Raw genomic sequence first — 18,504 nt, 5'->3', positions numbered from 1 at the left:
GGGACCTGTCGCTACGTTATTTGTCTTCGACTTGCAAAATGGCGAGGAACGCTTCCTGCGGAATTTCCACATTCCCCACCTGCTTCATACGCTTCTTACCAGCCTTCTGTTTCTCCAGCAGCTTCTTCTTACGCGAGATGTCGCCGCCATAACACTTGGCAAGCACGTTCTTGCGCAACGCCTTGATGTTCTCACGCGCAATGATGTTCGCGCCAATCGCGGCTTGAATTGCCACATCGTACATCTGACGCGGGATGATTTCGCGCATCTTCGCCGCGACCTGATTGCCACGACGACGGCTTTCCGAACGGTGCACGATGATCGACAGTGCGTCGACCTTGTCGCCGTTGATCAGCATGTCGACTTTGACCACGTCCGACGAGCGATATTCCTTGAATTCGTAATCCATCGACGCATAACCGCGCGACACCGACTTCAGACGATCAAAGAAGTCGAGCACGATTTCCGCCATCGGGATTTCGTAGATCAATTTGACCTGACGGCCGTGATATTGCATGTCGAGCTGCAAGCCGCGTTTCTGCTGGCACAACGTGACCACGGAGCCCACATACTCTTGCGGCATGTACAGGTTGACCGTGACGATCGGCTCGAGAATCTCTTCGATACGGCCCGGGTCCGGCATCTTCGACGGGTTCTCGACCGTGATCGTCGTACCGTCGCGCTGCACGACCTCATAAATCACGGTCGGTGCCGTGGTGATGAGGTCCATGTCGAATTCGCGCTCCAGACGCTCCTGCACGATTTCCATGTGCAGCAAGCCCAGGAAACCGCAGCGGAAGCCGAAGCCCAGCGCCTGCGAAACTTCCGGCTCGTATTGCAGCGAGGCGTCGTTGAGCTTGAGCTTCTCGAGCGATTCGCGCAGTGCGTCGTACTGGTTGGCTTCCACCGGATACAGACCCGCGAACACCTGCGGCTTCACTTCCTTGAAGCCCGGCAGCGGTTCGGCCGCCGGCTTGGTCGTCGTGGTCACGGCGTGCGTGACGGTGTCGCCGACCTTGGCCGCGTCCAGCTCCTTGATGCCCGAGATGATGAAGCCCACCTGACCGGCCGACAGCGACTCGCGCTGTTGCGAACGCGGCGTGAACACACCGACCTGCTCGACCGGATAGGTCGCGCCGGTGGCCATCAGCTGAATTTTTTCCTTCGGCTTGAGCGTGCCGTTGACCACGCGCACCAGCATCACGACGCCCACGTAGTTGTCGAACCACGAGTCGATGATCAATGCTTGCAGCGCGGCCGTCGCGTCGCCCTTGGGCGGCGGCACCTTGGCGATGAGGGCTTCGAGCACCTCTTCCACACCCAGGCCCGTCTTGGCCGAGCAGCGCACGGCGTCGGTCGCTTCGATGCCGATGACGTCTTCGATTTCCTGAATCGCGTTCTCGGGTTCGGCCGACGGCAAATCGATCTTGTTGAGCACCGGCACCACTTCCACGCCCAGTTCAATGGCGGTGTAGCAGTTGGCAACCGTTTGCGCTTCCACGCCTTGCGAGGCGTCGACCACGAGCAGCGCGCCTTCGCAAGCGGACAGCGAGCGGCTTACTTCATACGAAAAGTCGACGTGTCCCGGCGTGTCGATCAGGTTCAGGTTGTAGATTTTGCCGTCGCGCGCCTTGTATTGCAGCGCTGCGGTCTGTGCCTTGATGGTGATGCCACGCTCGCGCTCAAGGTCCATCGAGTCGAGAACTCGGGATTCCATTTCACGATCGGACAAACCGCCGCTCAGCTGGATGATGCGATCGGCCAGGGTCGATTTCCCATGGTCGATGTGGGCGATGATCGAAAAATTGCGGATATGGTCCATGAGGCGGGGCTAGAGAAAAGTCGGTGCCATGAAGATTCGGCTCGGCAGCGGCTTTCGAGAGAATCGGCTAACACGACATTTTAGCCGAAAGCGCGGTCATTCCGGCCGAAATCGCGTGCATCGCGGCGTTTCATCGGTGGGGTTGGGGGAGCTGCCCCCATATCGTCGGGGTGGCTCGGCGGATCGTTGACCTACGGTGCGCGCAACGCCGCTTGCACGGCGGCAGCGTCAAAACGATAACGGCACAATTCGCGCTCGCCTAACGCCAGTACTGGCACGATTTCGTCGTATTTCGCTTCCAGCGCCGGATCGCTGTCGACGTCCACGACCGTCACGGAGAAGTCCCACGCCGGGCGCATGGCCTCCAGTGCCGCAAGCATGTCATCGCACAGATGACACCATTTGCGGCCATAGAGGGTCAGCGCCGGCGCGGTCATTGCCGTCAAATCCGTCAATCGCGACCGGATTACTTGCCGGTGGCCGGTGCGCGCGGGCGCAACGGCACGAACTGCGTAGCATCGCCACGGCGCACGAGAATCGGCACCAGACGCTTCGGATCCAGCGCCTTGACCACCTCTTCGAACTGCTTCGCGCTTGTCACGTCGGTATCGCCCACACGCAGGATGATGTCACCCTGTTGCAGACCGGCGCGGCCGGCCGGACCTTCCGACAACTCGACCTGCACGCCACCGCGCAACTTCAAATCCTTCTTCTGCGCGTCGCTCAGATCGGATACCACCAGACCCAAGGCATTGGGGTGCGGGGTATCGGCGCTGCCGCTTTGTGCTTTCGACGCCTTCGGCGTGTCGACATCGGCCTCGGCGATCGTAATACGCAGATCCTGGTTCTTGCCCTTGCGCAGCACTTGCAGCGTCGCACTCGCGCCCGGCTTGGTGTCACCCACCATCCGCGGCAAGTCCGTCGCGTGATCGACAGGGCGGCCATCGAACTTCATGATGATGTCGCCCGGCTGCACACCCGCCTTTTCGGCCGGGCTGCCCGGTTCGATGCTGCGCACCAGCGCGCCCTGTGCACGCGGCAAGCCCAGCGAATCCGCCACATCCTTGCTGACCTCGCTGATCGCCACGCCGATACGGCCGCGCACGACCTTGCCGGTCTTCTTGAGCTGGTCGGCCACGCGCATCACTTCGTCGATCGGAATCGCGAACGAAATGCCCATGAAGCCGCCCGTCTGGCTGTAGATCATCGAATTGATACCGACGACCTCACCGCGCATATTGATCAGCGGACCACCCGAGTTACCGGGGTTCACGGCCACGTCGGTCTGGATGAACGGCAGGTAGTCGCCGGTGTCGCGGCCTTTCGCCGAGACGATCCCGGCCGTCACGGTGTTTTCCAGCCCGAACGGCGAACCGATGGCCACGACCCATTCACCGACGCGCAACTTGTTCGAGTCGCCGATCGGTACCGTCGGCAGATCCTTGGCTTCGACCTTGACCACCGCAACATCGGTGCGTTTGTCGGCCCCGACCAGCTTGGCCTTGAATTCGCGCTTGTCGGTCAGCGTGACGTAAATGCTGTCGGCACCATCGACCACGTGCGCGTTGGTCATGATGTAGCCGTCGGCGGACACGATGAAGCCCGAACCCACGCCACTGTTCTGCTCTTCGTCCGGCTGCGGCTGACCCCGCTTGGGCGCACCGCCCTTCGGGCCCGGCTGCGGCATCGGCACACCGAAGAAGCGCCGGAACAGCTCGGCCATGTCGTCGTCCATGCCCGGCGGCATGCCGCGCTGACTGCGGCTGACGCGCTCGGTCGTACGAATGTTCACGACGGCAGGGCCGACGCGATCGACAAGCTGAGTGAAATCGGGGAGGTTGGTCAGCGGCGCGAGGGCGGCCGGCGCTGCCGGTCCGCTGGCGGGTGCTGAGGCCGGCGCGGCAAAGGCGGCGGGAGCTCCCGCCAACGAGGCGGTCATAACGCCGCCGAGCATGACACGAAGCAGGAGAGTCTTCTTCATTGGAAGATCGTAGTGCGCGATAGTCTGGGAATCCCTGAGGGCAACGCTGTCATGCACACGGCTATCGCTGCCATGCGCACCTCGCTGCCCGGGCCGCTCCGTCACCGGTGGCGGCCCGCCCGGCAGCCGCTTACTTCGCCGGCTGCTTGAATTCGATACTTGCAGCGAACTGTTGCAGGGTGGCCTGCGGCACTTCGCCGAGCAAGGTCAGCCAATAGTCGCCGTGGCGCTTGATGAGGATGTTGGTCGCCCCAGCGCTGCCGTGGCCTTCCTTGCGGTCACGCGTGGCCGGCTCGATAAACACCGAAAGTCCTGCCATGCCGTCGGAATATACCACCTGCTGGACATCCAGCGGTTTGCCATCGGCCGTCGAGCGCATCGTGCGACGCACTTCGCGCACGGCCTTGAAGCCCGGCACCTTCTTGTCGACGTCGATGCTCCAGCCCGCATCGGACAGATGCGTCGGTGCAATTTGCGGCTTGATGACGTGCCAGCCGTGCGTTGCCTGAATGGCATGCACGATGCGCGCCTTCTCGCTCGGCACACCAATCGAGATTTGCGAGAACGCAGCCTGCTCGAGCATGTGGCCGTCCGCATCGATGGTCTGCGCACGCAACAGCAACCCCGTGTTGCGATCTGCCCACAGCCGGTAGCCGAAACGGTACTCGTCCTTCGGCGTGAGCTCGATCACCACGCAATCGAACCCGGCCATGCGCTCGTTCGGCAGCAGCTTCGGCGTGTAGAAATCGAGAACGTCGCGATTGGGCGTTGCGAGCAATGCCGGGAACGAATCCTTGCTCTCGCGCTTTTCCTGGAAGACGGTCTTCTGTTCAGGAATCAGCGTGTAGACGTCTTCGTTCTGACGGAGAATGCGGCGCTGGCGCCCATCGAGGGTTTCGAGTTCTTCGTACTCGTTACCCTTGTCGGCAAAGTGACTGATCTTCGACGATCGCATGGTCGAGCCACGCTGATAGACGAAGGTGCCGACGTAATTCTGGGTCTGCGCGGCGCGGTGGATCTTGTTGAGCCACGCGCTGACTTCGCGCCGCTCGACCAATGGGTCGGCGGACGGTGCCGACGCCTGTGCCCACGCCTGCGATTGCAGCGTGGAGACCAGCAGGAAGGCAAACAGGAAGAAAGTGCGCCCCAAGGGCGCACGCGGCAAGGATTCGATACTCAGGCGCTGCATTTATTCATCCGCTTGCGCCGAGGCTCGCATATAAGGAGACACGCTCTGGCCGATCGGCGCCGGAGCGTATTGCTGATGCGCGGCCAGGTATTGGTCCAGGCGCGCATCGCGCAGCACGATCAGATCGTTCGGACCTGCGCCGTTGGCGGCCGCGGCCACAGCCGCTTGCGGCTGCTGCGTGAGCGTCACACGGGTCAGGTTCGCACCACCCGTGGCAGCCGACGGCGCCGCCGTCTGTGCCAGCACCTGCGGTTGTGCACCGCCGGCCGGGTGATCCTGCAAACGCGGCACCACGACCCACGACAGCGCAGCGACCGCCGCAGCGGCCGCGGCCGTCGGCAGAACGCGACGCACACGCAGGAACGGATTGATACGGGTAATGCGCGAGCCGGCAGTGCGTGCCGCTTGCGCGGTGCTTGCCTGCACATCGGCCAGAGCGGCCGGTGCGAGCAGATGCGGCTCGGCTTCGAGGCGTGCGGCGAACGAGGCCATGAAGGCCGATTCCGAACGCGGTAGTGCCAATTCATCGGAACGCAGTGCGTCCCCGATCAGGTGGTAGTCGTCCCACAGAGGCCGGCCCGAAGTGTCAGCCTCATCCAGCAGGGCTGCCAACTCGTCCGCATCGAATTCCCCGTCAACCAACGCGGAAATCCGCTCGGCTTGCAGCCCCCGCTGCGTTTGCACCGTCGCTGATCCCATGATATCCCCCAACGAAAATAACTTCCCCGGCGGCGCGCTCACCAGCGCTTACCGTCAGGCGTGTCCAGCAGCGGCCTAAGCCGGCTGGCAATCGCTTCACGCGCCCGGAAAATTCGCGAACGGACCGTTCCGATCGGGCACCCCATGGCTTCGGCGATCTCTTCGTAGCTCAAACCCTCGATTTCTCGCAGGGTAATTGCCGTCCGAAGTTCATCGGGCAAAGCCTCCATCGCCGCGTTGACCGTTTGAGCAATCTGCTTGCTCATCAGCATCGACTCAGGCGTGTTGATATCCCTTAGTTGATCGGCCTCGGCAAAAGTTTCCGCTTCTTCAGCGTTTGCTTCAGTCGAAGTCGGTGCACGGCGCCCCTGCGTGGCCAGGTGGTTCTTCGCCGTGTTGACAGCAATACGATACAGCCAGGTATAGAACGCCGACTCGCCGCGAAACTGCGGCAAGGCGCGGTAGGCCTTGATAAAGGCCTCCTGCGTCACATCCTCGACCTCAGCGTGATCGCGCACGAGCCGCGATACGAGGCGGATGATCTTGCGGTGATATTTCGCAACCAGCAGCTCGAAGGCGGCTTTGTCGCCTTTTTGCACGCGCTCGACGAGCGCCTGGTCGATTTCTCGTTCACTCACCTGATATGGATCCGTTTTTTCTCTGGCTGCCAGATCCGGTCGGATCTGATTGCACCATGGCGGCACTTGCCGCCACGGTTGGATGTGTCTTGTACGCCGCACGCCCGGGCACACTCACCGGCGCGTGGGTAGCGGAACGGGACGCCTGCGCGGCGTCCCGCGAACTTAGACTCGCTGGAAGACCAGCGTGCCGTTAGTCCCGCCAAAACCGAAAGAGTTCTTCAATGCGACGTCAATTTTCATGTCTCGGGCCACGTTTGCGCAGTAATCCAGATCGCAAGCGGGGTCCTGATTGAAGATATTGATCGTCGGCGGCGACTTTTGATGGTGCACGGCCAACACGGTAAACACCGACTCCAGACCACCGGCGCCACCCAAAAGGTGACCGGTCATCGATTTGGTCGAATTCACCACGACTTGCTTGGCCGCATCGCCCATCAGGCGCTTCACAGCGACCGTTTCGGCGATATCGCCCAGCGGCGTCGACGTGCCGTGTGCGTTGACGTAGTTCACCACGTCGGCGTTGATACCGGCGTCGCGCAAGGCGTTCTTCATCGAACGCAGGGCGCCGTCGCCGTCTTCGCACGGTGCGGTCATGTGGTACGCGTCGGCGCTCATGCCGAAGCCAGTCAGCTCGGCGTAGATCTTCGCGCCGCGCGCCTTGGCGTGCTCGTACTCTTCGACCATCATCACGCCGGCGCCTTCGCCCAGCACGAAGCCGTCGCGATCGCGGTCCCACGGACGGCTCGCCGTCGCCGGATCGTCGTTACGCTCCGACAGGGCCTTCATCGCGGCAAAGCCACCGATGCCCAGCGGCGAAACGGTCGACTCGGCACCACCGGCGAGCACGGCGTCCGCATCGCCGTACTGGATCATGCGCGCGGCTTGACCAATACAGTGCAGACCCGTCGTGCAGGCCGTGACGATGGCAAGGTTCGGACCTTTCAGGCCGAACTTGATCGACAGGTGACCCGAGATCATGTTGATGATCGAACCCGGCACGAAGAACGGGGAAATCTTGCGCGGACCGCCTTCGATAAGCGACTTATCGGTGTCCTCGATCATCGGCAGACCGCCGATGCCCGAACCGACCAGCACACCAATACGCTCGGCATTGGCTTCGGTCACTGCGAGGCCACTGTCTTCGAACGCTTGAATGCCGGCAGCAAGCCCGTAATGGATAAACGTATCCATACGGCGGGCTTCCTTCGCGGAAATGTACTTCTCGGTCTCGAAGTTCTTGACTTCGCCCGCGAAGTGCACCCGATGGTTGGTCGAATCGAACTTCGTGATGTTGGCGATGCCCGAGCGGCCGGCGACCAGATTTTCCCAACCTTCAGCAACAGTATTGCCGACCGGCGAGATCAGGCCCAGACCAGTAATGACGACGCGACGACGACTCACGATACTCCCCTTCTTCTGCTGGGTCATACAAAACAAAAGCCACAGAGGCGACAGGGTCCGACCCCGTGCTCCCTGCGGCTGACAGGCATCCCTGGCGCCGGGAACCGGTCGGCACTCCGGCCGGCCAGGCGATCCGTAGGCCCTGTTTAGGCCTTGACGTGCGCGCTTGCGTAATCGATCGCTTGCTGCACGGTGGTGATCTTTTCGGCTTCTTCGTCCGGAATTTCCATGCCGAACTCTTCTTCCAGGGCCATCACCAGCTCGACCGTATCGAGCGAGTCGGCACCCAGGTCATTCACGAAGCTCGATTCGTTCTTGATTTCTGCTTCGGCAACGCCAAGTTGTTCCGCGACGATCTTCTTGACGCGTTGATCAATGTTTTCCATGCAAACTCTCCGGGGTAGTTAGTTCAGACAAGTGCGCGCATTTTAACAGGTTTGCCAAGCAAAGTTACCATGCGCCAAATAATGTTCAATGTCGCGCAAAATCACGTAATTCCACCGCTTTTTACGCGACCTGCCGTTAATTCATGAACATGCCGCCATTCACGTGCAGCGTGGTGCCGGTGATGTAACCGGCCTGCGGCGACGCGAGGAACGCTACGGCATTCGCGATATCTTCCGGTGCGCCCAGACGGCCCAACGGAATTCGCGACTTCAGGGCTTCGTGCTGGGCTTCGCCCAATGCCTTGGTCATATCGGTATCGATGAAACCCGGCGCCACGCAATTGACCGTGATGTTTCGGCTGCCGATCTCAGCGGCCAACGAACGCGACATGCCTGCCACACCCGCCTTGGCAGCGGCGTAGTTGGCCTGCCCCGGATTGCCGGCCGAGCCGACCACCGAGGTCACGTTGATGATGCGGCCGTTGCGGGCCTTCATCATCGGCTTGATCACGGCACGCGACAGACGGAAGATCGCCTTCAGATTCGTGTCGATGACGTCGTCCCACTCGTCGTCCTTCATGCGCATCGCGAGGTTGTCGCGCGTGATGCCGGCATTGTTGACGAGGATGTCGAGCTTTCCGTATTGCTTGAGAATGTCGTCGAGCGCCGCGGCCACGCCTTCAGCGTCGGTCACGTTCAGAACGATGCCTTTTCCCGAAATACCGGCTTCGGCGAAATACGCGTCAATGCCCTTCGCGCCGGCTTCGCTCGTGGCGGTACCGACGACGGTCGCACCCTGACGGGCCAGTTCGAGAGCGATGGCACGGCCGATGCCGCGCGAGGCACCAGTCACCAGCGCCACGTGATTGTCGAGTTGCTTGCTCATGAGAGGAATACCTTTGCCTGTTCTTGGCTGAGTGCTTACGAGAGCTGGCCGCGCACGTCGGCGAGCGATGCCGGATCGGTGATCGCCAGCCCCGTGAGGTTGCCGTCGATACGCTTGGTCAGACCGGTGAGCACCTTGCCCGGACCGCACTCGACCACTTGCGTCACACCTTGACCGGCGAGCCACTTGACCGACTCGACCCATCGCACCGGGGCAGCAGCCTGACGGACCAGCGCGTCCTTGATGCGGGCGACGTCGGTCTCGACGGCCACATCCACGTTATTGACCAGCGGGATTTGCGGTGCATTGAACGTCACGCCCGCCAGATACTCGCGCAGGCGATCCGACGCCGGCTTGAGCAGCGACGAGTGGAACGGTGCCGACACCGGCAGCACGAGTGCGCGCTTGGCGCCCGCGGCCTTGGCCAGTTCGCACGCCTTTTCGACGCCGGCCTTGGCACCCGCGATGACCACTTGCGCCGGGGCGTTGAAATTGACCGCCTCGACCACGCCGGCGGCCGACGCTTCGGCGCAAACATTGCGCACGGTGTCGTCGTCCAGACCCAGAATGGCGGCCATGCCACCCTGACCGACCGGCACGGCTTCCTGCATGGCTTGCGCGCGGAAACGCACGAGCGGCACGGCATCCTTGAAGGCGATCACACCGGCAGCCACAAGCGCGGTGTATTCACCAAGGCTGTGGCCTGCCACGAACGCCGGCACGGCACCGCCCTCGGCCAGCCACGCGCGGTACATCGCGTAGGCGGCAGTGAGCATGACCGGCTGGGTATTGGTGGTGAGGTTCAGATCTTCGGCGGGGCCAGCGGCGATCAGCTTGGCCATATCCCGCCCGAGGGCGTCCGAAGCTTCGGCGAGCGTCTCGCGCACAACGGTGTTGTCACCGAAGGCGTCCAGCATGCCCACCGATTGGGATCCTTGTCCCGGGAAAACGAAAGCGAATGTCATGGCGCTTGGGTTTGCAGTCAGATTCAGGAAATAACGCGGTGCATTGTCGCGCGTCGTCGTGACGCGCGAGGCGGCATCGCTGCGTGAGCGGCATTCCTCGACGGAATCACCGACACGCGCGCGACGCCACTGCGCCGGAGGGCTTTTACATGCGGAACAGCACCGCGCCCCAGGTAAAGCCGCCGCCAACGCCTTCGATCATGACGTTCTGGCCGGGCTTGATGCGGCCATCGCGAACCGCCACGTCAAGCGCGAGCGGAATCGAGGCGGCCGAGGTATTGCCATGCTGGTCGACGGTGACGACCATTTTTTCTTCGGGCAGACCCAGCTTGCGGGCCGTGCTCGTCATGATGCGCAGGTTGGCCTGATGCGGAATCAGCCAGTCGATCGCCGACTGCTCCAGTCCGGCCTTCTCCAGGGCCTCGTGGGCCACTTTCTCCAGCACCTTGACGGCCAGCTTGAACACCGCCTGGCCATCCATATAGAGGAACGCCTCACCCTGCACCGCACCGGCATTCACATTGCCCGGCACGCACAGAATGTTCGAGTGGCTGCCGTCGGCGTGCAGCGCACTCGACAGAATGCCCGGCTCGTTGGAGGCTTGCAGCACGACCGCGCCGGCACCATCGCCGAACAGCACGCAGGTGGTGCGATCGTTGAAATCGAGAATCCGCGAGAACGTCTCGGCACCGATCACCAGCACATTGCGGTGGGCACCGGCGCGAATGAAGTTATGCGCCGTGGCCATCGCGTAAGCGAAGCCCGAGCAAACAGCCTGCACATCGAACGCCGCACATCCATTGGTGATGCCGAGCTTGTTCTGCACGAGGCAGGCAGTGCTCGGAAACACGAAGTCGGGTGTGGAGGTGGCAACGATGATCAGATCGAGCTGGTTGGCGTCGAGTCCGGCCATGTCGAGCGCGCGCTTCGCGGCCTCGGTGGCCATGTCGCTGCTGCTCTGATCAGGCGCCGCGAAATGCCGGGCCTTGATACCGGTGCGCGCGACGATCCACTCGTCGCTCGTCTCGATGCCGCGCGTGGCAAGCTCGTCGGCCAGCTGCTGGTTGGTCACGCGTCGTGCCGGCAGATAGCTGCCGGTACCGATGACACGGGAATGAATCGCGGACTGGGTCATCTTAAGATCAGTTAGCGCGCCAGGGCAGGCCGTCGGCATCAAAGCGCCGGAATGGCGCTCGCCGGCTTGTTGTCCTGGAGCTTGGTTTGATTCTCCTGCATGGCGTGCGACAAGCGGTCGAGCACACCATTGCGAACTGCATCATAGCCGCGTTTGATAGCCCATTCAAACGAGTAGGCGTCGGCCGAGCCGTGGCTCTTGATGACAAGTGCACGCAACCCGAGCAACGCCGCACCGTTATAACGACGGTGATCGACGCGGTTCTTGAAGCGGGTGAGAATCGGCAGCGCGACAACAGCGATCACTTTGGCCCACCACGTACGGGTGAATTCCTCTCTGATCATGTCGCCGAGCATTTGCGCCAGGCCTTCGGAGGTCTTGAGCGCGACGTTACCGACGAAACCGTCGCAGACCACGATGTCGGTGGTGCCGCGATAGATATCGTTGCCTTCCACGTTGCCGTAGAAGTTCAGCGTGGAGGCGCGCAACAGCTCGCCTGCCTGCTTGATGACGTCGTTGCCCTTGATAACTTCTTCGCCGATGTTGAGCAGACCGATCGACGGATGGTCCTTCCCGTCGACCGCCGCGACGAGCGCGTGGCCCATTTCGGCGAATTGCAGCAGGTGGGTCGGCTCGCAGTCCACGTTGGCGCCCAGATCGAGCATCGTGGTGTAGCCGGCCTTCTGATTAGGCAGCACCGTGGCAATGGCGGGACGTTCGATACCCGGCAACGTCTTGAGCACGTAGCGCGAAACGGCCATCAGCGCACCGGTATTCCCGGCGGACACGCAAGCCTGCGCGCGCGCTTCCTTGACCAGATTCAACGCCACACGCATCGAAGAGTCTTTCTTCTTGCGAAGCGCGGTCTCGACCGAGTCGTCCATGGCGACAACTTCGGTCGCATTGACGACGGACAGGCGCGGGTGATCCGTCACGCGCAACTTTGCGAGCTGCGCGTTGATGGCGTCCTGCTGCCCGACCAGCACGAGCTCGACATCGTCGGTGGATTGTACGAAGTGAACCGCGGCCGGCACCGTCACCGATGGGCCATGGTCACCGCCCATACAATCGATCGTCAGGGTGACTGTCATGTCGACGTGATTGGCTTGCGGTACAGGTAACAAAAAAAGCGGCAGGATAAGTGCCGCTTTTGCCACATCGGACGATCAAACAGCGCCATGATGGGCGCGTGTCGTCTGTCGGGCCGAATTAGTCGTTCTTGGTCTTGATGACCTTACGACCACGGTAGAAACCGTTCGGCGAAATGTGGTGACGCAGATGCGTCTCACCCGACGTCGGTTCGACGGCGGTCGACGGTGCGGTCAGGAAATCGTGCGAACGGTGCATGCCGCGCTTCGACGGCGACTTCTTGTTCTGTTGAACGGCCATGATAACTCCTCAAAATATCGCGAAATTTTAACACAGTTCGAGCGCCGCCCTACGGTGTCGGCCTGTCGGCCCGACCTGTGCGACTAACGCAAACATGTACTTTGGTGAGCCGGAAACCCGGCCGCACTTTACTTTCCGTCCTTGTCCGGCGAGCGCTTGAGCGCTGCCAGCGCCGCGAACGGAGACGGCTTATCCTCTTCTTCGGGCTCGGGTTCCGGTTCGGTCAACCCGTCGCTGCCCGTGGCCAGCGCGTCGTGCACACTCGGACAAACCTCGTGTTTGGGCACAATCGGCAAAGCCAACAACAATTCTTCCTCGACCAGCTCGCGCAGATCGAAATGCTTCGAGCCGACCAGCGCTTCGAGTTCGTCTTCGTCGAGCGGACGGGCTTCAGCAGCCGCATCGTCGCGCACGACTTCAAACGTCGTCTCCGAGTCCAGCGGTTCCTGGTACGGCGCCAGGCAGCGTTGGCACTCCAGCCACATCGGGCCTTCGACCGACAGCGTCAGAAACTGCGCAACGGTGGGCTTGCCATCCGCACGCAACACCTGCTTTTCGCTGCCCTCGGCACGCCAATGGAACACGCCTTTCGTACGGGCGGCCTCCGAGACTTCAGGAGGCACTTCGGTTACCATGCGCGGCAAAGCCGCAAGTCGCACGTCACCTTCCGCCACCCGGCCGGTACGCGCGAATTCGAACAGATCGACGATATATTCGTTCATCACGCTCATCCTTGCCTTGGCGCATCTGACTGCTTTTCAACGTCCCTTGCCCTCGCAGCGCCTTGATCCGACGCCGTTTTCCGGTGTTCGAACCCTGATCGCGCAGACTGGCGGGACCGAGCGCCAGATTGCAAAAGCCGTGAATTCTAAATAGTTTTTCGTTTCTCGTCAAACACTTAAACCCGATGACCGCACAGCCCCTGCCACCGTTGATCCTGGCCTCCGGATCGCGCTATCGCCGTGAACTGCTTGAGCGCCTGCGCCTGCCGTTCACGGTCGTCGTCCCGAACATCGACGAAACCCCGGCACCTGGCGAAACCCCGCACGACACCTCCCTGCGCCTGTCGCGCGAGAAAGCTCAGGCTGTCGCCGCCCTTCACCCCGACGCCCTCATCATCGGCTCCGATCAGGTCGCCACCTTCGAAGGCCGCCAGATCGGCAAGCCCGGCAATTTCGAGAACGCCATGGCGCAGTTGCGCGACATGCGCGGCAAAGTCGTGGAATTTCACTCCGCACTCTGTCTGCACGATGCTCGCCACGACCGCAGCCAAGCCACAGACGTGGTAACCCGTGTGAAGTTCCGTGACTTGCCCGATGACGTGCTCGCCGCCTATCTTCACGCCGAAACGCCCTATGACTGCGCCGGGAGCGCCAAGTCCGAGGGGCTGGGCATCATGCTGCTCGAAACCATCGAGAACGACGATCCCACCGCCCTCATCGGCCTGCCGATGATCGCACTCACGACCATGTTGATGCAGGCGGGCGTATCAATCGTGCCGCAGACCGTGCATCAACAAGGTGCTTCGGGAGCCAAGGCATGAGCGGCACGCTGTACCTGATTCCGAACACCCTCGGCACCGACACGCGTGGCGGCTTGCCCGCCGTGCTGCCCGAAGAGGTCCGCACGGTGACGGCCGGCCTGACGTACTTCGTCGGCGAACAGGCCAAGAGCACGCGCGCCTTTCTGAAACTGGTCGGCGTGAGCACGCCGATTCAGGAAATCGAAATCCGCGAGTTGAACGTCAACACGCCGCCAGCCGCCATTGATGCTCTGCTGGCACCGATTCTGGCGGGTGCCGACGGCGGCCTCGTATCGGAGGCGGGCTGCCCGGCGGTGGCCGATCCGGGGGCCCTGCTGGTGCGGCGCGCCCACGAAAAAGGCGTCCGCGTGGTGCCTTTCGTCGGTCCGAGCTCGATTCTGCTTGCTCTGATGGCCAGCGGTCTGAACGGCCAGAGTTTTGCGTTTCACGGCTACTTGCCGACGGATGCGGGCGAGCGCGCCAAACGGCTGCGCGAACTCGAACAGCGCTCGCGTAAGGAAAAGCAGACGCAGATCTTCATCGAGACGCCCTACCGCAACAAGGCCATGCTCGATGCGCTGCTGCAAAATTGCGACGCATCGACGCTGCTGTGCGTGGCCGTCGATGTGACGCAGGATGCGGAGCAGATCGTCGCGCATCGCGTGAAAGGCTGGCCGCAGAACACCGTGGAGCTACACAAGCGCCCCGCGATTTTCCTGTTCCTCGCGCAGTAAAACGAAAACCCCACGAAAACGTCCGTTTCCGTGGGGTTTTTCATCGATTTCGCATCGAAAATCCAGTTTTACTTCAACGACAGCGACGAGCCCATCATCATCGTCTTCATGGCCGCAGTGCCGACCGCCGCACCGAATCGGCGCGCCATGCGCTCGGGCAGGTTTTCCTTGACGGTGTAGTCAACCAGATCAGGCGCTTTCAGCACATCGCGGGCGACTGAATCCACCGTGCCCGTGCCGTCGGCCAACCCCAATTCGATGGCACGCTGGCCCGTCCAGAACAGCCCACTGAACAGATCCGGGTCGTCCTTCAGGCGATTGCCGCGCCCCTTCTTGACCGCACCGATGAACTGCTGATGCACCTGCTCAAGCATGTCGAGCGCGTACGTCTTTTGCTGATCGGTCTGCGGCGAGAACGGATCGAGGAAGCCCTTGTTGCGCCCGGCCGTCAGCAAACGCCGCTCGACGCCGAGCTTGTCCATGAGCCCCGTGAAACCGAAACCGTCCATCAACACGCCGATGGACCCGACGATGCTCGCCTTGTCGACGTAAATCTTGTCGGCAGCCGCCGCCACGTAATAGCCGCCGGACGCACAAATTTCCTCGACCACGACGTACAACGGCTTCTTCGGATATTTCGCGCGCAAACGGGCGATATCGTCATAGATCATACCGGCCTGCACCGGACTGCCGCCCGGGCTGTTGATCCGCAGGATCACCCCCGCAGCCGAGGAATCCTCGAACGCCGATTCGAGTGCCGAGTTGATCTTTTCAGCACTGGCCTGACCATCCGGGGCAATTTCGCCGCTCAGCGTCACGAGTGCCGTGTGCTTGCCGGAACCGCCAGCAGACGATGTACTGCTGCTCCCATCGATATCGAAAATCGACCACACGACGAGCGCAACGATCGCGAGCATCAGCAGGCGAAAGAAGATTTTCCAGCGGCGCGCAGCCCGCTGCTCCTTGATGCCGGCCATCAGCACTTTTTCGAGCATCTCGCGCTCCCACGGCTTCACTTCGCGAGGGTCACGCGGACTCCCCCCACCTCCCGAAGGGGGACGCCCGCCGGGTGGCGGAAAACCGGGTTCGGTGCGGGGCGAATCGGGCGGGAGGGCGTCGGCCATACGTTGTCCAGAGAAGCTTTAGGAAAAGGCGGTAGAAGTTCGGCTGTCGTCGCGTTCAGGTCGCTTCGGTCATTCGCAGATCACGTCACGCGGCCGACGCCGGCGCATCGGGCACTTGTATATAGGCGTCCGGCCACCACACAACCGTCGTCGCGGCAGCAGCGCCACCCGACGGCGCCCCGTCAGTCAGGGCCGACTGTTCCTCGACCCGCACCGGCTGCAATGCACCGCCACGGCATGGGCCGCCGACGCAATGACCCGTATTGGGCTCGTACGTCGCGCCATGCGTAGCGCACATCAAGTATAAGCCGGACGTCTCGAAGAACTGCCCCTCGGACCAGTCCAGCTCCATGGGCACGTGGGCGCACTGATTGAGGTAGCCATACACCTGCCCGTCGTAGCGAATCACGAAGGCTGGCGTGCGATGTCCGCCGACCAGCACCTCGAAGCGCACGCCGAGTCCGCCGTCCACCAGCGCGGTACCGGCACAGATCGGCTGCGGCGCGACGGTTTCGCTCACACCCGCTCCAGCAGCCACTCGCGCAACTCCGCCACACTGCCTGCACAGAACGCAGGCGCAAGCGCCTCAAGCTGATCACGCGGATGCGCGCCACCATAGGCCACGGCCACGCTCGCGGCCCCGGCGCTGTGCGCCATCTGCAAGTCGTGCGTGGTGTCGCCGATCATGACCGTGCGGCGCAGGTCTTGCCCAAGCTCACGGGTGAGTTCCTGGAGCATGGCCGGATGGGGCTTCGAGAATGTCTCATCCGCGCAACGTGTCGCGTCGAACGTGCGCATCAGGCCTGCCGATTCGAGCGCGCGGTTCAGGCCAACGCGCGACTTACCGGTCGCCACTGCCAGGAATCGACCGCGCGAGCGCAGTTCTTCCAGCAATTCTCGTACGCCGGGAAACAACACGGTGGCTTTATCGCCTATCAAGTAATGAAAGCGATAGCGTTCAGAAAGACGCGGATAGTGCGCAGGGTCGAGCGTCGGAACCGCCATTTGCAGGGCGTCACGCAGCCCCAGACCGATGACATGGCTGGCCAGCTCGTCGGTCGGCACAGGCAACCCAAGATCGCGGCAAGCCGCCTGGATACAGCGGGTAATAGTGGGCGTCGAATCCATCAACGTCCCGTCCCAGTCGAAAACGACCAGGTCGAACTCAGGGCTTGGCATCGGCGGGAGCGCCTCGAAGTTGATTCAGGAATTGCTCACATTCTGGCGGCAACGCCGCTTCCAGTGCAATCGGCGTATCGAGCACGGGATGCGTGAACTTCAACCGCCAGGCGTGCAGGAACATGCGTTTGATACCGGGCTTGGCGCCGGGACGGGCGAGATTCTTGTTCAGCGTGAAGTCGCCGTACTTGTCGTCTCCCACGATCGGGGTGCCGCAGTGTGCCAGATGAACGCGTATCTGATGGGTTCGTCCCGTTTTCAGTTCCGCTTCCAGCAAGGTATAAGGCGGAAATGATTCCACCATGCGAAATACGGTGTGCGACTGCTGGCCGTCTTCCTGCACCCGGACGCGGCGCTCCCCCTCGGACGTGACGTATTTATATAGCGGCGCCTTGACCGCCCGCAGCTTGTCGCGCCATTCGCCGGTGACACAAGCCAGATAACGCTTGTCCATCCGGTTGTGGCGAATCTGCTCGTGCATGCCGACCAGCGCGGCGCGCTTCTTGGCGAGCAGCAGAATGCCCGAGGTATCCCGGTCGAGGCGGTGCACCAGTTCGAGAAACTTCAGTTGCGGCATGGCGCGGCGCAATTGCTCGATCACACCGAACGACACGCCGCTGCCACCGTGCACGGCCACGCCGGACGGTTTGTTGATGGCCAGCAGGTAGTCGTCTTCGAACAGGACGGGGAATGTGGCGGCGGGAACGTGGGTCTGGGGTTCGTTGGAACCGGCGGCCACGCGGACCGGGGGGATTCGGATGATATCGCCCAGGACAAGTCGATAGGCTGCGTCTACTCGCCCTTTGTTTACGCGGACTTCGCCGCTGCGAAGAATCCGATAAACGTGACTTTTCGGTACCCCTTTGCACTCACGCAGGAGGAAATTATCGATCCGCTGACCGGCCGAGCCGTCGTCGACTTCGACCAACCGCACCTGTGGTGCGGGTGCCGGCGCAACCATTTTGTGCCGACTTTTGCCTAACTCATTCATTATGAATATAATTTGTCCGACAGAGGTGGCGGTAGCGGGAATCGTGCCAAATCCACACCTCTGCTGGTGCATACCCCAAAACGGTATTTTACTTGCACCCCGGGCAGGCTGCTCGTCCGGTGACCCTGGAGCAGCGAGCGCACGCACGTCACGCAGCGTCGGCAGGAAGTCTGGCCCATAGGCCGCTTCGGTCGCAGCGCGCATGACGCGGATAGAGTTGGTGGTTATAGAATTTTTTGGCGGTCAGACTGGAGTCCATTCTTTCAGGCTGATCGCTTTGTGAATATCGTTCGCGCAAAAGTCGAGATTGAGGCGCCGCCACAATAAGAATAAGTGTCGGCAGGCGCCCCGAGAAAATGCTGATGAAGTTTCTCGTGTTACGGACTGCAAACCCGAAGTAATCCGCGCTGTGCCGGCGTTATATGGCACTTCGGCGGTTCCGGGCGAGCGCGTTAGCGTA

At 62.0% G+C, this 18,504-nt stretch carries 20 protein-coding genes; 2 read left to right on the top strand and 18 right to left on the bottom strand.

From position 1 onward, the window contains the following. Window positions 1-16 precede the first annotated feature (16 nt). The 14 genes from lepA to CDV44_RS24300 form a co-directional block, all read right to left on the bottom strand. A complete protein-coding gene (lepA, locus tag CDV44_RS24365; protein WP_058375942.1) occupies window positions 17-1,822 on the bottom strand; it encodes a translation elongation factor 4 in 1,806 nt (601 codons plus the stop codon). A 191-nt stretch (window positions 1,823-2,013) separates the two neighbouring features. Beyond that, window positions 2,014-2,259: a glutaredoxin family protein gene (locus CDV44_RS24360; protein WP_087691266.1), complete on the bottom strand. Its 246-nt coding sequence runs from the start codon at window positions 2,257-2,259 to the stop codon at window positions 2,014-2,016. A 29-nt stretch (window positions 2,260-2,288) separates the two neighbouring features. Continuing rightward, on the bottom strand, window positions 2,289-3,776 hold the full coding sequence (locus CDV44_RS24355; RefSeq protein WP_371328817.1) for a DegQ family serine endoprotease: 1,488 nt from the start codon (window positions 3,774-3,776) through the stop codon (window positions 2,289-2,291). 157 nt (window positions 3,777-3,933) lie between these two features. After that, window positions 3,934-4,992: a MucB/RseB C-terminal domain-containing protein gene (locus CDV44_RS24350; protein WP_087691265.1), complete on the bottom strand. Its 1,059-nt coding sequence runs from the start codon at window positions 4,990-4,992 to the stop codon at window positions 3,934-3,936. After that, window positions 4,993-5,691: a sigma-E factor negative regulatory protein gene (locus CDV44_RS24345; RefSeq protein WP_087691264.1), complete on the bottom strand. Its 699-nt coding sequence runs from the start codon at window positions 5,689-5,691 to the stop codon at window positions 4,993-4,995. Window positions 5,692-5,729: 38 nt separating this feature from the next. Beyond that, the gene (rpoE, locus tag CDV44_RS24340) at window positions 5,730-6,329 is read right to left on the bottom strand and encodes an RNA polymerase sigma factor RpoE (protein ID WP_058375946.1); all 600 of its coding nucleotides are present in this window, start codon (window positions 6,327-6,329) and stop codon (window positions 5,730-5,732) included. A gap of 165 nt (window positions 6,330-6,494) precedes the next feature. Continuing rightward, on the bottom strand, window positions 6,495-7,733 hold the full coding sequence (gene fabF, locus CDV44_RS24335) for a beta-ketoacyl-ACP synthase II (protein ID WP_087691513.1): 1,239 nt from the start codon (window positions 7,731-7,733) through the stop codon (window positions 6,495-6,497). A 146-nt stretch (window positions 7,734-7,879) separates the two neighbouring features. Then, window positions 7,880-8,119, bottom strand: a complete 240-nt coding sequence (gene acpP, locus CDV44_RS24330; RefSeq protein ID WP_058375947.1) for an acyl carrier protein — start codon at window positions 8,117-8,119, stop codon at window positions 7,880-7,882. Between the two features lie 136 nt (window positions 8,120-8,255). Further along, entirely contained in the window at window positions 8,256-9,005 is a 750-nt protein-coding gene (gene fabG, locus CDV44_RS24325) for a 3-oxoacyl-ACP reductase FabG (RefSeq protein ID WP_058375948.1), read from the bottom strand. Between the two features lie 35 nt (window positions 9,006-9,040). After that, complete coding sequence (fabD, locus tag CDV44_RS24320; RefSeq protein ID WP_087691263.1) at window positions 9,041-9,970, bottom strand: ACP S-malonyltransferase; 930 nt, start codon at window positions 9,968-9,970, stop codon at window positions 9,041-9,043. A gap of 145 nt (window positions 9,971-10,115) precedes the next feature. Continuing rightward, window positions 10,116-11,105 carry a beta-ketoacyl-ACP synthase III gene (locus tag CDV44_RS24315; RefSeq protein ID WP_087691262.1) on the bottom strand — a complete coding sequence of 330 codons (990 nt, stop codon included), beginning with the start codon at window positions 11,103-11,105 and terminating at the stop codon, window positions 10,116-10,118. Window positions 11,106-11,143: 38 nt separating this feature from the next. Continuing rightward, on the bottom strand, window positions 11,144-12,196 hold the full coding sequence (gene plsX / locus CDV44_RS24310) for a phosphate acyltransferase PlsX (RefSeq protein WP_058375950.1): 1,053 nt from the start codon (window positions 12,194-12,196) through the stop codon (window positions 11,144-11,146). Window positions 12,197-12,314: 118 nt separating this feature from the next. Next, window positions 12,315-12,494 (bottom strand): 50S ribosomal protein L32, encoded by a 180-nt coding sequence (rpmF, locus tag CDV44_RS24305; protein ID WP_023594409.1) that lies wholly within the window; start codon window positions 12,492-12,494, stop codon window positions 12,315-12,317. Window positions 12,495-12,622: 128 nt separating this feature from the next. Next, window positions 12,623-13,216 (bottom strand): DUF177 domain-containing protein, encoded by a 594-nt coding sequence (locus tag CDV44_RS24300; protein WP_371328812.1) that lies wholly within the window; start codon window positions 13,214-13,216, stop codon window positions 12,623-12,625. 185 nt (window positions 13,217-13,401) lie between these two features. On the opposite strand from CDV44_RS24300, the gene CDV44_RS24295 reads away from it, so the two are divergent. Together CDV44_RS24295 and CDV44_RS24290 are read left to right on the top strand one after the other, a co-directional pair. Further along, complete coding sequence (locus CDV44_RS24295; protein ID WP_087691260.1) at window positions 13,402-14,037, top strand: Maf-like protein; 636 nt, start codon at window positions 13,402-13,404, stop codon at window positions 14,035-14,037. Continuing rightward, window positions 14,034-14,750 (top strand): SAM-dependent methyltransferase, encoded by a 717-nt coding sequence (locus tag CDV44_RS24290; protein WP_087691259.1) that lies wholly within the window; start codon window positions 14,034-14,036, stop codon window positions 14,748-14,750. Before CDV44_RS24295 ends, CDV44_RS24290 begins: the two co-directional genes overlap by 4 nt. 68 nt (window positions 14,751-14,818) lie before the next feature. Here CDV44_RS24290 and CDV44_RS24285 read toward each other — a convergent pair whose 3' ends face one another. The 4 genes from CDV44_RS24285 to CDV44_RS24270 form a co-directional block, all read right to left on the bottom strand. Beyond that, the gene (locus CDV44_RS24285) at window positions 14,819-15,874 is read right to left on the bottom strand and encodes a S49 family peptidase (RefSeq protein WP_087691258.1); all 1,056 of its coding nucleotides are present in this window, start codon (window positions 15,872-15,874) and stop codon (window positions 14,819-14,821) included. Window positions 15,875-15,959: 85 nt separating this feature from the next. Further along, window positions 15,960-16,394, bottom strand: coding sequence for a Rieske 2Fe-2S domain-containing protein (locus tag CDV44_RS24280; RefSeq protein ID WP_087691257.1), 435 nt, complete (start codon window positions 16,392-16,394; stop codon window positions 15,960-15,962). After that, window positions 16,391-17,053, bottom strand: a complete 663-nt coding sequence (locus CDV44_RS24275; RefSeq protein ID WP_058375956.1) for an HAD-IA family hydrolase — start codon at window positions 17,051-17,053, stop codon at window positions 16,391-16,393. Before CDV44_RS24275 ends, CDV44_RS24280 begins: the two co-directional genes overlap by 4 nt. After that, on the bottom strand, window positions 17,040-18,044 hold the full coding sequence (locus tag CDV44_RS24270; protein ID WP_087691256.1) for an RluA family pseudouridine synthase: 1,005 nt from the start codon (window positions 18,042-18,044) through the stop codon (window positions 17,040-17,042). The genes CDV44_RS24275 and CDV44_RS24270 overlap by 14 nt, the downstream gene beginning before the upstream one ends. Window positions 18,045-18,504 lie beyond the last annotated feature (460 nt).

It is taken from the genome of Pandoraea sp. PE-S2R-1, from assembly GCF_002179865.1.
Classification (GTDB): domain Bacteria; phylum Pseudomonadota; class Gammaproteobacteria; order Burkholderiales; family Burkholderiaceae; genus Pandoraea.
Note: the sequence above shows the minus strand (reverse complement) of the source record. Positions and strands in the feature narration are given on the sequence as shown.